Genomic DNA, 13,602 nt, shown 5'->3' on the forward strand with positions numbered 1-13,602 from the left:
TCAGTCGAGCCCCAGCGCCTTGACGATCTTCGGCATCAGCAGCGGGATCATGGCGCCGAACGCTGCCGCCGCCCCCATGCCCCAACGAAGCATCCGCTCGCTGGCCTGGGCCATGGTCTTGATCTCACGGAGGTCGCCGCGCATGTCGGCGATGTCGAGATCAATCCTCTCGATGTCTTTTTCGGTCGCGGTGATGCGTTCGCCGGGTGTCTTTGTCATCGAGACCTCGCATGAGCAAGTTGACGCCGAACACCAAGCATATGATCGAAAGCGCGAACCACAGCATGAGTAAGACCCGCGCTCCCTGCAAAGATTAGCTGCCCCGTGAACGCGACATTGAGTAGGAAAATGTACGCGTACAGGTTGCCGCCATCTATGCCGGTCGTCTTCCAGAGGAAGATGAAAGCGGCGTGGAGCACGAGCTGGGCCACGAGAAGGGACATGACGCCCATCTTCCACGCCCTCTTGTTCTTCATCCACGCCCGCCAGACCATCCAAACGAAGATCGCGTCCATGACCGGGAAGGCGTGGATTGCATCGGGGAGGCCATAGACCCCGATAATCAGGTTGGTCAGGCCGTAGGAGACACAGAGCATCATCGCCACGCCGGCCGCGTCTGTGTATCGCGGCTTAGCGTCCCAGGCGGCCCATGCGTTGACCGCAAAGACCGCCATGCATGCGACCCCGAAGGCGATCATCATGATCAGTCCTCAACGGGCTTGTTCGGATCGGGCTTGTCGGTTCCACCCGAGAACAGGACGACATTGCTAGGGGTCGAGGCCGAATAGGCGGTCTGGGCCTTGTCCAGCAGTTGGTGCAGATGACGAACGGCCTTCTGAACGTCTCGCGCCGCAGCCTTGGCGGCCTTGGCCTTTTCCTCGACGTCGATCAGCGCCGCGCCGATGGCGTCAATGTGGGATTGCGCAGGCATGGGGGTCTCCTTTTTTGGCGTTGGGGAAGGGGTCAGGCCGGATCAGCGGGCGCTTCTACAGGCGTCAGCTTTGCGATGCGCAGTGTGATCATGTCCTGCCCCAGCTTCAGAGCCGTCCGAACTCGCTGAAGGGTCTCGCGCGAGCCTTCTTCTCCGGCCGTGCGCTGTCCCGGCGCGGGCGACGCGCTGTCCTGATTGATCAGCAGGGCGGCGTCGATGACAGTGATCGCCTGCTGGACGGCCGCGCTGTTCAGGGCCTCGGCCGCCGTCAGGGCGCTGGGCAGACGCAGGGCTTCGGGGTTCGTGGCCAGATAGGCCAAGACTTGTTCAGGGGTCAGTTCGACGGCTTGATCAGTCATCGCGGCTATCCTTGGGTTGGAAAGAAGTCGATCTCCGTATCGGGCCAATGATCAGCGCCCCAGCAACCTCGACCGGCTGTAGAAAGCGAAGTCGTCCATTGCACTCGATAAAGGCGGGCTCAGTCGGTTTCGTCATTTCAGATCTCCGTAAGGACAGGGGTCAGGGCCAGGCCTTCGCCGGCGAACGGCAAATCCAAGTCAGGGGCGTCGGCGGATCGCTGAAGCGTTCCATCTGAAGCAACCTCCAGACAGTCGGCGATCACCAACGGGCCGTCAGACGCCATCAGGGTCTGACCGGGCTTCAGGTACAGTGAGGCGCGGTATGCGTCGGGCGCATCCACGCTCATCGCCACCGCTCCGGTTGCGTCTTCAATGATGCGGAAGATCATGTGTTGGTCAGATCCTCTTCAGCAGACATGAAGCGGTTACGGATATCCTTGACCGACATATTGCTGGCGCTCGTCCAGACCCGCACATAATATCTCCATGTGTTGGGCGTGGCGTATATGTCTCTCAGTTTTATTGGCCACTTTCCGGTAAAGTTGTCCGCCGTGTCCCCTGCGCCAGCGACATACTCATATTGAACCTGCGTATCTTCGGCGCCATCAAGCCGTTGCCTTCTCGTTTCAACATACATGGTGAATGAACTTGCTGGCGCATGCTGCATGTCCATCAATGCAAGAAACTCGACGATCACAGGCGAACCTGAAGTCTCGATGATAACTTCCGCAACTTCAGAGGGCGCCGTTCCGCTCAAGGTTACGGTTCCGGCGGCATAACTGGAAACGTAGGGGCGAACCGTGCCCTTTTCGATCTTCGTGGAGCCGTTCAGCGTCCCACCCAGCAGCAGGTCGCCGTCGATCTCGACGTCCCCGCTGAACCGGGCCTTGGTTCCGACAAGCCTCAGGACTTCAACCAGGGTTCCGCCGCTGTCATAGGTGCCGAGCAACAGGGACTGCGCCACCATGGCCAGGACTGACCCGCTCGCGCTGTCCTTCAACTGGACCATGGCCGGGGTTGAACCGACCGCCGCCCGGATGTCGATTTGCGCCGTCGAAAGCCGCGAGGTCACGTCCGCGACCGACGTCTGAAGAATGAAGGTCTCGGCGTCCAGATCATCGACCTGGGCCTGGGTCGCTGTCAGAGCCGCAGCCGAGGCTTTGCCGGCTGCCAGATCAACGATGGCCTGTTGGGCGTTTGTGACCGAGGCCGAGAGGCCCGGCAACACCGTGCCGGCCGCGATCTCGGCATCGGTGGCGGGCCTCACGGCGCAATGATCCCAGGCGATGACCTTGGGGTCCTGGATACCGAACCCGCCGTTCCAGTTGGTCATCAGATGCAGCGTCAATCCACCGTCGGAGACATTCTCCAGCCGGATTAGCTTGCGGAAACTTCGGCTCGGCAGTGCGGTCGTGTTTCCGACCTGACCATTTACATCCGGCTCATCCCCCATATGCAGGGTAGCGACCGAGCCGACGCCAAAACTTCCCGCATAAAGCAAGACGCCTGCGCCGCGATAACCGCCTGCCAACAGGCGCACATCGGCTTCGATCACATAATACCCGGGTGCGGCAGCGCTCAGACCTGGGCATGTGGCGGAGGTCTGGACCAAGCCGCAATCCTCTTGGACGCCGCCGGTGTTGTCATGCTGCTGGAAACCATAAGCCGAAAATCGCCCAGTGACCCTGGCATTGTCTTGCCGACCCCATGCGGACCAACCCGACGGCACAGCCACGGCGTCGGGGAAGGCGGCAAAATTCGGGTTGGAGTTGATACTCCCCCCGGAAGCTGCGGCTTGGATCTCCCGGATCGCCACCGCGCGCGCGCTCGTCTCATCCGAAACCGCGACCTCCAAACTGGCGATGTCCGCGCCCTGGGCCGAAAGCTCCCCCTCCAACGCGGCCAGATCGCCGTCGAACAGCGCCAGGGCGTCGTCCAGATCTCCGATGTCGCCGAAGATTTCGGCTAGGGTCGGCGCGTTCGGGCCAGGGTCCAGCACAGGGGACGTGTAGGGGCCATAGACGTGGCGTTCGGAGTAGTTCTGGTTCCGCTGATACTGGACCGCGATGTAATAGGTCTCGCCGGACTGAAGGCCATCAATTGGGATGTTCGTGACGGTCGGCGGGCCTTGATAGGCCTGCGTCCAGGGGCCGGCAGAAGTCGGGCCATGCTCAACAATGATGGCCGTCGCCGTGTCGTTGGACACCACGCCGGATAGGTCAAAGCCGGGAAGCTGACCGCCGCCGGTGGAGGGCGGGCGTGGAGTGATGGTCCAGTCGCCTGCTTCGGGCGGGGAGACGAAGGTGGGGTCAGTCGGCGTCAGCGTGGGGAAATCGGGAAGGGTCGTGGTCTTGCCCAGCGCCAGCGCGTGCTTGCTGTCGGTCTCCGACCGGAAGCCGATGCGGACCTGAGCCGTTTTCGGATCGTAGGACCGGCTCAGGACGATGCACTTCACCCCGTCCAGCAGGACACCCGGCTCGTCGATGACGAAGCAATCGCCCCGTTTCAGCAACCGCATGTGAGGCTTGAGCGGGACTGATCCGGAGAACGGCTCGCGGGCGTCGAGAATGTCATAGGCCGCAAGCTCCGCCGCCTGCTTCAGCAGAGGGCAAAATCGGTAGTCGATCTGGTCGCTGTGCTTGCCACCGTCATCGGTGACATAGGCAGCGAATGAGACAGGGTCCGCCGGGGTCAGCTTCCAACCGCCCGCTTCGGACATGAAGCGCGGGGTGATGGTGTTCAGTTGGTCGAACAGGCTGGGCGCCGTGTTGAGCTCGATCGATCCGGCCATGTCGCGGCCGGTGACAGTCACGACCGATGCGCGCGGCGCGCCCCGGCTGACGCAACTGATCTTGCCCGCATGCCTGGCGCGGACAGCGCCGCCGGCCTGTAGGAACTGATCCAGTACCGAGGACGCATCTTCGGACGTGTCGGGCCAGGCGGCGACCTTCCAGCCGTTGGCCTCGCTGATGTTCGCGGCTTCGACGAAGGCGGGAACATCGATCCCGTCAATGGAGGCCCCGACGCCGCCGACCACCTGGCCGTTTTCGACCATGCCCAGCGCCCAGTTCAGGCCTGCGATGATCGGATCTTCGATATAGCGATAGGTCGAGCGGACGCCGAGACGGCAAAAGCCATCGCCGCCGGCATACGTGCTGTCGTAGCGTGGGTCGTAGCCGTAGATGCCCTCGCCGACGTGGACCGGATCAGGGATGCCGGCCGGGTACGCCGTCCCCTTAGAATTTTCCCCCAGCACCTGCAGATAGCAGGCCTTGCCGGATAGCTTGGCGGACGAGGACCACTCGAATGATTGGCCGCCGCTCTTTAGGCCAGCAGGGACAGTCAGAACCGTGTCGGGCTGATTGCCTGCGCGGCGCACCATCCACATCTCGCCCTGCCATTGGGACGACACGGCGATGCCGTTGGAGCCGAAGGTGACGGCCTGATCGTCCCCCTTGAACGACTGGATGCCCTTGATCGGCCCCGCACCCGAGATGATCCCGACGATCCCCTGGTACATGTTGTCGGGGCCGAACTCGTCGCGCTGGACGATCTTGCCGGCGACGCCCATGCGCCCGAACAGGAAGGGCGTGGGTTGATCGGGGCTGGACGTCCACTCGTCCGGCTGGGCTGAGCCTTGGCTCTTGGGCTTGTCCAGCATACCGCCGACGGCGACAAGACCTGAACTGATCGTGTTGAGCGTGCCGGTCGAAATGCCGAACAGTGTCGTGGACCCGGCGAGCCCCGGCATGGCCAGGGCGCCGACGCCGGTCGCGATCAGGGCCGCTGCGCCGATGATGACTCCCGCGGTCTTCAGGGCCTTACCCATCAATGACCCTCCAAGCGCAGGGACCGAGATCGTCGCGCACGAATTCGGTCAGGTTGGTGATGATCTCGGCGTTCGGGCTGAGGTCGTGGAAACCGAGGTGCGCGCCGTTGCCCATGAAGACGCTCAGGGCGCCCAGCTTGTGGGTCGTCGGCAGGGCGACCAGATCGGCCGTGCGCGCCATGGCTGGGGCGATACGAGGCAGGCCCAGGCTATCCAGCGCCTCATAGAGGTTGGAGAAACCGAGACCCTTGAGGATGCGGAGCCCTTCGGTCTCGTCCTTCCACTTCAGGCCCTTTGCAAACGGAACCGACACCCCGACGTGGCGAAGATCGTGCAGCGCCAGAAGGGGGCAGTCGCGAACGCCCGGCTTGTACGGCTTTTGGTGAAAGCGGGCGCGACAGGCTTCGGCCGCCCGCTTTCGGCGTTCCCTAGGGTCGATCATCAGTATTGGTTCGCGCTGTTGCCGCCACCGCCGCCGCTGGAGTAGCCGCCACCGCCGGTGCCGGCTGGGGTGTTGGCGCGCCAGTAGACCTTGCGGCCCAGGCCGGTGACGTAGGCCAGTCCGGTTTCGCCGGGCCAAACGGATTGGTGGAAAGGGTTCGACAGGCGCCGGTCTTCGTTCGGCTCGTTCAGCAGCGACTCTTCGGTGCCGCACTCCAGCACCACCTCCCACGTTTCACTGATGACCAGGCGGGGGAAGTCTACGATGCCTCGGAACAGCAGGTCCGGCTCTCCGACCAGATAGCCAGTGTCGCCGTCCAGCGTGGCGTCCCAGACCTGAATGAGCGTGCGCTGATGAGCGCGGTCCGCGACCGCCGCCAAGGCTGTAGGGTCGGGCGGAATGATCGTGATGTTCGCACGCGTCGTCTGGCTGTCGATGCCGTCCTCAAAGGTCGGCAACTCGCCCAAGGCGCCATAGGTCAGGTCACGGGCGAGGAAGACCTTCTCCCCCCAAGGGATGAACCCGCCCGTCGACAGGCGAATGGTGAAATCCGCTGTCGTCCACTCAAGCAGTTGGACGATCCATGATACCGGCTGTTTCCGAGCGGCGACCGATGAAGCGTCCATTATTCGCGCTCCTCAAGGGTGAACCGCAGGCGGACAAATCGATCTACGCTGACCTGAAGAGACGAAGTGTCCACGGTCGCAAAACCCTCGGCCTTGGGCTCAGCAACATCGACCACGGCGTTGTTCGCGGGAGGGAGACGCAACAGCGTCAGCAAGGGCAGGGCGACCGTGCCGTCACTCTCGACGACCGTCGCGGTACGGACCTTGTAGGCGAACAGCTGACCCAGGACCGGAAAGCTGATCCACTGGCCCTTGCGGAAAGCATAGGCCGGCGTCAGGCCCTTCAGGTTCAGCGTGCGGCCGATCTGATTGGCGCCGTCGATCAGCGGAGAGCCCGGAGAGCCGATGTCTAGGCCCGGCTGGTGGATCTTCATCACGACCGTGTCTGCCTCGGACAGCAGGTCGTCCCATTCCAGGCTCCGAACATAGGTCATCGGCGGAAGCTCGATGTCCCAGGCCCAGCGGGTGCCCGGCTGCATATATCGATTGACCGGGCCGCTCGACGCCGGCCGCTGTTCATTGCGCGAACTGATGGGCCGCGGCGTCATGCTCGACGGCGCGGGGGAGGTAGGCAGGATCAGGGCGACCATCAGCGCCTCTTCCGCCCCACGGTGTATTGCTGCTGCTTGGCGGTCTGGCTCTGAGACAAGCCGGGGACGTTGGAAGTGGACCAGTGATTGGCGTTGCTCTCGCTCGTCTGACCAATCCGGTTCATCTGCTCCAGCAGATCAGCGGTCATCACCGCACCCCGCAGGTCGAAATATCCGCCCGCACCGCCTGAAGTCTGCCCCGGCCGCCGCACATCCACCATCTCACCGGGCGTAGAGCGGAAAGCCGTAATCTGGCTGTCAGCCCCGCCCGATCCGCCGACCGTGAATGAACCGCCCGTCTTGAACCCGGGCAGCCCGCCACCGAACGCGTTCAGCACGCTCTTGCCGATGTCGGTCCATTTCGAGAACTGCCCCCCGCCGGCAGACCCGCCCAACTCCAGCAGACTCCCCAGCACACCCTTCCAGTCTTTCGACCCAATGGACTTGAAAAGCCCCTCCAGGGTCGAGTTGATGTCTGACGACATGCCGTCGAACGCAGCGGCAGCCTGGCTGGTCATCCCTTCGACGGGCGCAACCATATTGCCCTGCAGCTTGGCGATCCAATCGCCGATCTCTTCGACCATATCGGGGATGTAACTATGCCCGACCACGGCGTCGTACAGCTTGAAGAAGGCGTCTCCGACGGCCTTGGCCTTGTCGATCACCCATTGCAGCACCGCGCCCAGCCGCTCGCGCAGCCAGGTCGTGACGCCCTCGACCAGTTTCGACACGCTGCCGATGACGCCGGGGAAAAGCGTCTCGAACGCGTTCAGCACGCCCGTCACCAGCGCCCGAACAGCGCTGCCCAGGGCGTTCCACATGGTCGAGAAGTCGCCACGCAGCAGGGCGCCCAGCGCCCGGAAAATCTGCGTGATCACATTCACCGCCCCAGTCACCAGATCGACCGCCGCACCCAGCACCCGGGCGATCACCTCGCCGAACGCCTTCAGATTGACCGAAGCGGACCCGTCGCCACCGGCGAAGATCGCCGCGAACACGCCGCCCAACGCCTGGACGGCCCCGTTCACGGCCGCCAACAACGGCTGGATCTTGGGGCCCAGCGTCTCCGCCAACTGCCCCGCAAACACCTGCAGCATCGGCACGATCTCATCGCCCCAAAGGACGAACGCCGCCGTCACCGCCGCGATGCCCAGGCCGATCGGACCAAGGAATGGCAGTATCCCGGCCAGAAACCCGCCGCCGGCGAACGCCGCCGTCAGCGCCCCGGCAGATGCAACCATGGCCCCCAGCGCGATCAGCATCGGCCCGATGGCGGCGGCGATGGCGGCGCCCACAGCCACGAACTTCAGCACCTCAGGATTCACGTTGGCGAAGGACCGCGCCAGCTCGGCGACCTTGGCCACCAAAGGCGTGACCACATCGCGGACGATGGGTTCGAACGCGCCCTCCAGGTCCATCAACGCGGTCTTAAGCGGCGTCCACATATCGGCGTCGGCAGCGGCTTTGGCGGCTCCGCCGAACTGCCGCTCCAGCTCCGCCAGCATGACAGCCTGCGCCCCAGCCGTGTCGCCGACAGCGGCCATCGCCTTGATCTGCTCTTCCTGCTGCGCCGTGAACTGGATCCCGGTGCGCCTCAGGGCGGTCAGGCCCCTCACAGGATCATTCAGCGCCTTGCCGACCATCAGGGTCGCCGATTGCAGATCCCCGCCCAGGCGCGCCGAAAGGTCCAGAATGGCCGCCTGCGCCCGATCAAACGTCGGGCCTGCAATATTGCCGAAGGTCAGCAGATTGGCGGTGACATCCTGCAGGATCAGGTCGTCGTCGATCCCGGTCAGGTCGCGCAGCGCCTCGGCTGTCTTGGCCAGCTCCTCCGACGTCTTGCCCGAGGCGCCGCCCATACTGGTCAGGGCGGCGTTCACCTGGGCCGCCGCCGCCGCCGCATCCTGGCTGCCTTGCAGCAGATGGAACCCCAGGGCGATGAAGGGTGCCGTGATCCCGGCCGTCGCGGCGGCGCCGGCCGTGGCCAGCCCCGCCCCGACCGATTGCATCTGCCCGCCGACTTGCTTCAGCTGGCGCTGCGCGCCCTTCAGTCCGTCGGTGAAGGCGCCGCTGTCGAGTCCGAGGACGACGCGCAGGGCGCCGACGGTTGCGCTACCGGCCATGGCTCATTCCTCTTCAGTCCGAACATGCGTTTCAGCTCGGCTTCGATCCGGGAGGGCGTCTGCACCCGCGCCTTCGGCCGCTGCCCCAGCAGTTCCTTCAGGCCGGGGAACCGTTTCATCTTGGGCAGGGCCGCGACATGCCACGCCAGCCAGGCGCGGCCCTGCTGCTCCTGCTCCCGCACGCGGATCCGCGCCCGGATGGCGATGTCATAAAGGCGGGGCGTCTGGCGCCAGTAGGACTCGGGATCGAAACCCGCCTCGACCCACAAGCCCAGGCTCCGCTCCCAGGACCAGGCCTCTACGGCTTTGGGGGGCGAGCCTTGCTCCCGGTCGCGGCCTCCGGGAAAGAGGCCTTGAACGCTGCCGCCACCAGCTGCCCGGCCATCGGGATCCCGACGGCGCTGATCAGCTCGCCGGCGGACAGCACCGACAGTTCCGGATGATGCTTGGCCAAGCCGGTATGAAACACTTTGCGGATGGCGGTCGGGCTCTTCAGCTCGAACGACCCGTCCATGATGCCGGGGAAATCAGCCTCCAGATCGCACAGGGCGTTGAAGTCCAGGACCAGCACATAGTCTTCGTCATCCGCCTTGAAGGGCACCTCGCCACGAACCCGGTTCGCCATTTACGCCCCCGGTGTGAAGGTGACGGGACCGGTAACCTTGATCGTGGCCGACATGCCGATCTTATCGTCGATCGCGATGTCGTCGATTGGCTGCTCAGTCACCAGGCCATCGAATACGATGGTCGCGCCATCCGACAGTGTGATCCGGAAGTTCGCCGGATCGTCGTCGTCGAACATGCCTTCCAGCACCTCATAACCATCGGCGGTGTAGTTGAAGGTCAGCGTGGCCTCGCCGCCGTCGCGTAGCGACGAGATGAACTCACGATAGCCGCCCGGCGACTGCATGTGGGTCGCATCGATCACCTCGCGCGACTTCTGCGGCGGCGTCGCCGACAGCAGCTCGCCGATGGCGGAATAGGTCGACGGCGCGGTCGACAGATATTCAGCGGTAAGGCCAAAGCCCTTTACAGCCTCGGTAGCAGCCATGGCTCATTTCTCCTGCGATGGCGGGTGACGGGCTAGGCCCGGAAACATCACGCCACTAGGGCGTGGTGAATGTTCAGATCGACCGAGGTGCGATAGATCGCGCCCCCGGTCTCGTCGAAGGTCTGGTCGCGTTCGTCGATCACGAAGACGGCGTCGAACCGCACCACCCCCTGGGCGAAGCGCGCGCCAGACATCACGGCCTTCAGCGCCGTCGCGGCGGCCTTGGCCTCGGCGTAGGTCGCGCCCCAGCAGTCGGCCTGGACCCGGCTCTCGACCAGTCCGGACGGACCCAGGCTGTGATAGTCCGGCGCCCCGTCAATCCGGTGCAGCACAATGGCCGGCGTCGCCCCGCCCTGGTCGCGCCGCAACCAGGTGATCCGGTCGTCGACGACCGCCTTCAGGCTCGCCTCAGACAACAGGCGCGCAGTCAGTTGGACTTCCATGGCTCAGCCTTTCGGGGCGAGGCGGGCCGTCTTCCGCGCCGCGCGGGCGGCAGCCTTTTCGATCTCAGACCAAAGCTCAGCCCCGATCACTGCAGGCAGGTCGTGCCTGTGTTCGTCCCACGCCGGACGAAGCGAAGGGTGAGGTGGATGGGTGTTCGTGCCGAACTCTTCAGTGATGGCCTGCGGGTTTCCACCAGGTCCGACAAACATCTCGATGGGCGCGGTCTTCTTGTGCTGGGCCCGCTGGCGTCGCGTCAGCTTCGTGCTGATGCCGCCACTTTCCCGCAGATCGCCCGTATCGACACGGACCTTGCTACGCCAAGACTGGTCTATGGGCTCCGCGGCATTCCGCAGCGCGCGGCGACCAATGTTCTTGGCGGTCGCCTTTTTCCCGATGTCCAAAAGCGCCTGGTCGATGTCTTTCAGACCCTCGATCTTGAAGGACGGGCTACGGGGCATCGTCCCGCCCCACGACCGTGATTTCCAAACCTTCGCGGCGACCGATCTCCTTGACCCGCGTGATGGCGAAGGTCCGGCCGCTGAACACCAGCTGATCCTTGGGGCTCAGGTCGGCGACCTGACTGGAATGCCGGATCGTGAACCGAGCGCTGATCTCAGAGGCACGTTCGCCCGCCCGGAACCGCTCCCCGTCGCTGACCGGCGCATACCCAGCCCACACCGTGACCAGGTCGTTCCATGTCGCGACTTCGTTGTTGTAGCCGTCGCGGGTGATAGTCGCGCGCTGGAGCGTAATGCGACGGTCTAGATTGCCCGCCTCCATCAGCAGTGCCACTTCCGATAGGGCTGGAGCAGGGCTTCAATCCCAAACGGCATCTGATTGACGATGGTGCCGATGACGACCGATGCGCGGTTGGCATGCCACTGGCCGATCAGCAGCAGGGCGGCTTGTTGGACCGGCGCCGGCGCTTCAGCGCCACCGACCACGTAGCGAACCCTGACGCCCTCGGCATCGCCCCGCAGTGCTGGCCAAGAACCTGTGGCGACCAGGGCTTGGCCGTCCAAGCGATAGGCGTTGTCAGGCAACGTCTCTTCGACGCCGGCGGGCGTCAGATATTTCACGCTCTCGATGCTGCTGATCGGACCATGCGGCAGGCATTCGGCATCGCTGAAGTCGGCGACCCGAAGCTCTAAGGTTTGGGTCAGGATCGCGCGGCCGAGCCAGCCCAGCGGGTTATCAATCCAACCGGACGCTGCTGCGATATAGGATTCAAGAAGGGTGTCCTCGTCGCCAGAATCCAGCTTCAGATGATCTTTCACCATCTTGAAATCGATCAGGGGAGCCGGTGGGGTGACGACGAGGACACTCATGACGCTCAGTCCACCAGAATGTGGAAGGCGCCCGTCTTGGCGTTGCCGCCCTGAGCGATGGCGATCTTCACGCGATCACCACCGATGGCGATGCGATCCTGAACGGGCGTGCCGCCCGCTGCGAACAAGGCCGCTGCGCCAGCCTGGGTGTGCGTCGCCGCGCGGGGATATCGGACGGCCGAAGCATTGACGTTCTGCTCCGTCCAGATGTTCTCGCCCGTGGCTTCGGCGGTGATCGTGAAGTCCACGCCGTCGGCGAAAGAATTAGTGCCGGGCTTCACGTACTGGACGGAATGAATATTGCCCGACGTCTTGGGCGCGTACCCGGTGGCGGTGCCGTCAGCGGCAGTGGTCAGGGTGACCTTGTAACGACGCATGGTCGATCTCCTATTGGGGGTTGGCGCGGTGCGCCGGGTGGCGGCCCGTAGGCCTGATCAGGTTTGGGTGCCGTTGGCGTCGCCGCCTTTGCCCTTCGCCTTCTTGGGTTCGGCCTCCTCAGGGGGCTCGACCTCTTCAGCCAGGCCGCGCTTGACGAGGCTCTTGCCCACGTCCTTCTCGACCAGCTTCACGTCGCCGACTTTCGCGCGGCCGTAGTCGCCCCGCAGGGCGCGGTTGAAACGAATGTGCATGGGGTTCTCTCTGCTGAATCAGGGTGCAGCCCAGCCTTACGACCGGGCTGCATTCCGTCAGGCGGCCAGCGGGAAGGTGCCGTCGACGAGGGCCGTCTCTCGCTTGACCGCGAAGGCCAGGCGCTTTTCGGCGCGAGCGGTGATCATGTTTTTCACGAAGTTGTCGCGGTCTTCCGTGGAGAACAGCACCTCGGCGTCCATGCGGTCATAGATCGTGGCCGCGACACCGAACTCGCCAGCCATAAAGTCGCCGGCGTCCATCGCAGTGGTGGCGACCACTGAACGGCCCCAGAGGGTGGGCCCAGCGAGCTGCAGCACGTTGGCGAAGATATAGGAGCCGAACTGGTTCTTCGTCAGTTCGATGCGCGCCCATTCCATCGGATTCAGGATGAAACCGTCGCCGGCATAGTCCTGAAGTTCCAGCTGGAGCAGCGCCAGGCGCAGAGTGTCGATCGGCGTTTCATCCTCGATGGAGAACGGCGCCGCATAAGCGGTGGCGTTGGCCCGCAGGCCGTCCAAATGCTCGCCGGTGCCGTCGCCGTTCAGCAGTTCTTCGTCCTCGGCGATGTCGAGGCCGTAGCGCAGTTCGCTGTCCAGCTCGGTTTGCAGGGCAGCGGCGTCGTCCAGGGTGTTGCGCGAGATCGGCACCCAGTGGGCGATGGTGCGGACGATCGCGTCCGCTTTCGCCCAGGCGTAGTTCGATTCCGCCTTCAGGGTGTTCTCGGCGACGACTGCAGCGTTGTTGGTCCGCGCCGTTTGACGGGCGTACTCCACAGAACTTGAGTTGGTGCGGCCCTGGTTCAGCAGCGATCGAATGCGGGGCTGGCGACGGCGCAGGCTGACGATCTCGCCGTCTCGCGTCGGGGTGATCAGGCCGCCGGCGGAAGCCGACGTGATGACGTTGTTCACCTCGATGCGCTGGGTGCCTTTGGCGCCTTGAGCGATGAACGCCTTCAGGCCGTCGCTTTCGGCGATGGCTTGGCCCAAGCTCTTGGGCGGCGCCTTGTCCTGCTCGCGGCGATTGGCGGCGCTCTGCTCGAGCTGCTGTTGACGCTCCTCGACCGCCTCCAGCTTGCCCTGCAAGGCCTTCTGCTCGACCAGCAGCTTGTCCGCCGTCTGCTTGACCTCGTCGGTCACCTTGCCGGTGTCCTCGGCCTGCTTCAGCGCCTTCTCGGCCGTCTGCTTGACGTCGCCGGTGACGCGTTCAAGCTGCTGGCGAATTTCTTTGATGTCGTCCGACATTGGGTATT

At 64.2% G+C, this 13,602-nt stretch carries 20 protein-coding genes; all 20 read right to left on the reverse strand.

Features of this window, described 5'->3' with window-relative positions; all coding sequences use genetic code 11:
• The 20 genes from PKE72_RS12305 to PKE72_RS12400 all read right to left on the reverse strand — a co-directional run bounded on the left by PKE72_RS12305 (position 1) and on the right by PKE72_RS12400 (position 13,594).
• Positions 1–219, reverse strand: coding sequence for a hypothetical protein (locus tag PKE72_RS12305; RefSeq protein ID WP_271165674.1), 219 nt, complete (start codon positions 217–219; stop codon positions 1–3).
• Positions 216–701, reverse strand: coding sequence for a hypothetical protein (locus tag PKE72_RS12310; RefSeq protein ID WP_271165675.1), 486 nt, complete (start codon positions 699–701; stop codon positions 216–218). Before PKE72_RS12310 ends, PKE72_RS12305 begins: the two co-directional genes overlap by 4 nt.
• A 2-nt stretch (positions 702–703) precedes the next feature.
• Positions 704–931 carry a hypothetical protein gene (locus PKE72_RS12315; RefSeq protein WP_271165676.1) on the reverse strand — a complete coding sequence of 76 codons (228 nt, stop codon included), beginning with the start codon at positions 929–931 and terminating at the stop codon, positions 704–706.
• Between the two features lie 32 nt (positions 932–963).
• On the reverse strand, positions 964–1,290 hold the full coding sequence (locus tag PKE72_RS12320) for a hypothetical protein (protein ID WP_271165677.1): 327 nt from the start codon (positions 1,288–1,290) through the stop codon (positions 964–966).
• 137 nt (positions 1,291–1,427) lie between these two features.
• The gene (locus tag PKE72_RS12325; protein ID WP_271165678.1) at positions 1,428–1,679 is read right to left on the reverse strand and encodes a hypothetical protein; all 252 of its coding nucleotides are present in this window, start codon (positions 1,677–1,679) and stop codon (positions 1,428–1,430) included.
• Positions 1,676–5,119 (reverse strand): hypothetical protein, encoded by a 3,444-nt coding sequence (locus tag PKE72_RS12330; protein WP_271165679.1) that lies wholly within the window; start codon positions 5,117–5,119, stop codon positions 1,676–1,678. The genes PKE72_RS12325 and PKE72_RS12330 overlap by 4 nt, the downstream gene beginning before the upstream one ends.
• Complete coding sequence (locus tag PKE72_RS12335; RefSeq protein ID WP_271165680.1) at positions 5,112–5,561, reverse strand: DUF6950 family protein; 450 nt, start codon at positions 5,559–5,561, stop codon at positions 5,112–5,114. The genes PKE72_RS12330 and PKE72_RS12335 overlap by 8 nt, the downstream gene beginning before the upstream one ends.
• A complete protein-coding gene (locus PKE72_RS12340; protein ID WP_271165681.1) occupies positions 5,561–6,187 on the reverse strand; it encodes a hypothetical protein in 627 nt (208 codons plus the stop codon). Before PKE72_RS12340 ends, PKE72_RS12335 begins: the two co-directional genes overlap by 1 nt.
• Entirely contained in the window at positions 6,187–6,777 is a 591-nt protein-coding gene (locus PKE72_RS12345) for a hypothetical protein (RefSeq protein ID WP_271165682.1), read from the reverse strand. Before PKE72_RS12345 ends, PKE72_RS12340 begins: the two co-directional genes overlap by 1 nt.
• Positions 6,777–8,900, reverse strand: a complete 2,124-nt coding sequence (locus tag PKE72_RS12350) for a phage tail tape measure protein (protein ID WP_271165683.1) — start codon at positions 8,898–8,900, stop codon at positions 6,777–6,779. The genes PKE72_RS12345 and PKE72_RS12350 overlap by 1 nt, the downstream gene beginning before the upstream one ends.
• On the reverse strand, positions 8,825–9,169 hold the full coding sequence (locus PKE72_RS12355; protein WP_271165684.1) for a hypothetical protein: 345 nt from the start codon (positions 9,167–9,169) through the stop codon (positions 8,825–8,827). Before PKE72_RS12355 ends, PKE72_RS12350 begins: the two co-directional genes overlap by 76 nt.
• Before the next feature lie 29 nt (positions 9,170–9,198).
• Positions 9,199–9,525 carry a hypothetical protein gene (locus tag PKE72_RS12360; protein ID WP_271165685.1) on the reverse strand — a complete coding sequence of 109 codons (327 nt, stop codon included), beginning with the start codon at positions 9,523–9,525 and terminating at the stop codon, positions 9,199–9,201.
• Positions 9,526–9,951 (reverse strand): phage tail tube protein, encoded by a 426-nt coding sequence (locus PKE72_RS12365; RefSeq protein WP_271165686.1) that lies wholly within the window; start codon positions 9,949–9,951, stop codon positions 9,526–9,528.
• Positions 9,952–9,998: 47 nt separating this feature from the next.
• Positions 9,999–10,394, reverse strand: a complete 396-nt coding sequence (gene gp17, locus PKE72_RS12370) for a tail completion protein gp17 (RefSeq protein ID WP_271165687.1) — start codon at positions 10,392–10,394, stop codon at positions 9,999–10,001.
• Positions 10,395–10,397: 3 nt separating this feature from the next.
• Positions 10,398–10,853: an HK97-gp10 family putative phage morphogenesis protein gene (locus PKE72_RS12375; protein ID WP_271165688.1), complete on the reverse strand. Its 456-nt coding sequence runs from the start codon at positions 10,851–10,853 to the stop codon at positions 10,398–10,400.
• Positions 10,843–11,175, reverse strand: coding sequence for a phage head closure protein (locus tag PKE72_RS12380; protein WP_271165689.1), 333 nt, complete (start codon positions 11,173–11,175; stop codon positions 10,843–10,845). Before PKE72_RS12380 ends, PKE72_RS12375 begins: the two co-directional genes overlap by 11 nt.
• Positions 11,175–11,723, reverse strand: a complete 549-nt coding sequence (locus PKE72_RS12385; RefSeq protein ID WP_271165690.1) for a head-tail connector protein — start codon at positions 11,721–11,723, stop codon at positions 11,175–11,177. The genes PKE72_RS12380 and PKE72_RS12385 overlap by 1 nt, the downstream gene beginning before the upstream one ends.
• A gap of 5 nt (positions 11,724–11,728) precedes the next feature.
• A complete protein-coding gene (locus PKE72_RS12390) occupies positions 11,729–12,100 on the reverse strand; it encodes a hypothetical protein (RefSeq protein WP_271165691.1) in 372 nt (123 codons plus the stop codon).
• Positions 12,101–12,157: 57 nt separating this feature from the next.
• On the reverse strand, positions 12,158–12,352 hold the full coding sequence (locus PKE72_RS12395) for a hypothetical protein (protein WP_271165692.1): 195 nt from the start codon (positions 12,350–12,352) through the stop codon (positions 12,158–12,160).
• Between the two features lie 57 nt (positions 12,353–12,409).
• Positions 12,410–13,594: a phage major capsid protein gene (locus PKE72_RS12400; protein ID WP_271165693.1), complete on the reverse strand. Its 1,185-nt coding sequence runs from the start codon at positions 13,592–13,594 to the stop codon at positions 12,410–12,412.
• Positions 13,595–13,602: the final 8 nt, after the last annotated feature.

The organism is Brevundimonas intermedia, assembly GCF_027922165.1.
In the GTDB taxonomy this organism is placed as follows: domain Bacteria; phylum Pseudomonadota; class Alphaproteobacteria; order Caulobacterales; family Caulobacteraceae; genus Brevundimonas; species Brevundimonas intermedia.

Bases quoted from the DNA above. Each gene is read 5' to 3' on its own strand.
- PKE72_RS12305 (WP_271165674.1), bottom strand. From the start codon at position 219: ATGACAAAGACACCCGGCGAACGCATCACCGCGACCGAAAAAGACATC.
- PKE72_RS12310 (WP_271165675.1), bottom strand. From the start codon at position 701: ATGATGATCGCCTTCGGGGTCGCATGCATGGCGGTCTTTGCGGTCAAC.
- PKE72_RS12315 (WP_271165676.1), bottom strand. From the start codon at position 931: ATGCCTGCGCAATCCCACATTGACGCCATCGGCGCGGCGCTGATCGAC.
- PKE72_RS12320 (WP_271165677.1), bottom strand. From the start codon at position 1,290: ATGACTGATCAAGCCGTCGAACTGACCCCTGAACAAGTCTTGGCCTAT.
- PKE72_RS12325 (WP_271165678.1), bottom strand. From the start codon at position 1,679: ATGATCTTCCGCATCATTGAAGACGCAACCGGAGCGGTGGCGATGAGC.
- PKE72_RS12330 (WP_271165679.1), bottom strand. From the start codon at position 5,119: ATGGGTAAGGCCCTGAAGACCGCGGGAGTCATCATCGGCGCAGCGGCC.
- PKE72_RS12335 (WP_271165680.1), bottom strand. From the start codon at position 5,561: ATGATCGACCCTAGGGAACGCCGAAAGCGGGCGGCCGAAGCCTGTCGC.
- PKE72_RS12340 (WP_271165681.1), bottom strand. From the start codon at position 6,187: ATGGACGCTTCATCGGTCGCCGCTCGGAAACAGCCGGTATCATGGATC.
- PKE72_RS12345 (WP_271165682.1), bottom strand. From the start codon at position 6,777: ATGGTCGCCCTGATCCTGCCTACCTCCCCCGCGCCGTCGAGCATGACG.
- PKE72_RS12350 (WP_271165683.1), bottom strand. From the start codon at position 8,900: ATGGCCGGTAGCGCAACCGTCGGCGCCCTGCGCGTCGTCCTCGGACTC.
- PKE72_RS12360 (WP_271165685.1), bottom strand. From the start codon at position 9,525: ATGGCGAACCGGGTTCGTGGCGAGGTGCCCTTCAAGGCGGATGACGAA.
- PKE72_RS12365 (WP_271165686.1), bottom strand. From the start codon at position 9,951: ATGGCTGCTACCGAGGCTGTAAAGGGCTTTGGCCTTACCGCTGAATAT.
- gp17 (WP_271165687.1), bottom strand. From the start codon at position 10,394: ATGGAAGTCCAACTGACTGCGCGCCTGTTGTCTGAGGCGAGCCTGAAG.
- PKE72_RS12375 (WP_271165688.1), bottom strand. From the start codon at position 10,853: ATGCCCCGTAGCCCGTCCTTCAAGATCGAGGGTCTGAAAGACATCGAC.
- PKE72_RS12380 (WP_271165689.1), bottom strand. From the start codon at position 11,175: ATGGAGGCGGGCAATCTAGACCGTCGCATTACGCTCCAGCGCGCGACT.
- PKE72_RS12385 (WP_271165690.1), bottom strand. From the start codon at position 11,723: ATGAGTGTCCTCGTCGTCACCCCACCGGCTCCCCTGATCGATTTCAAG.
- PKE72_RS12390 (WP_271165691.1), bottom strand. From the start codon at position 12,100: ATGCGTCGTTACAAGGTCACCCTGACCACTGCCGCTGACGGCACCGCC.
- PKE72_RS12395 (WP_271165692.1), bottom strand. From the start codon at position 12,352: ATGCACATTCGTTTCAACCGCGCCCTGCGGGGCGACTACGGCCGCGCG.
- PKE72_RS12400 (WP_271165693.1), bottom strand. From the start codon at position 13,594: ATGTCGGACGACATCAAAGAAATTCGCCAGCAGCTTGAACGCGTCACC.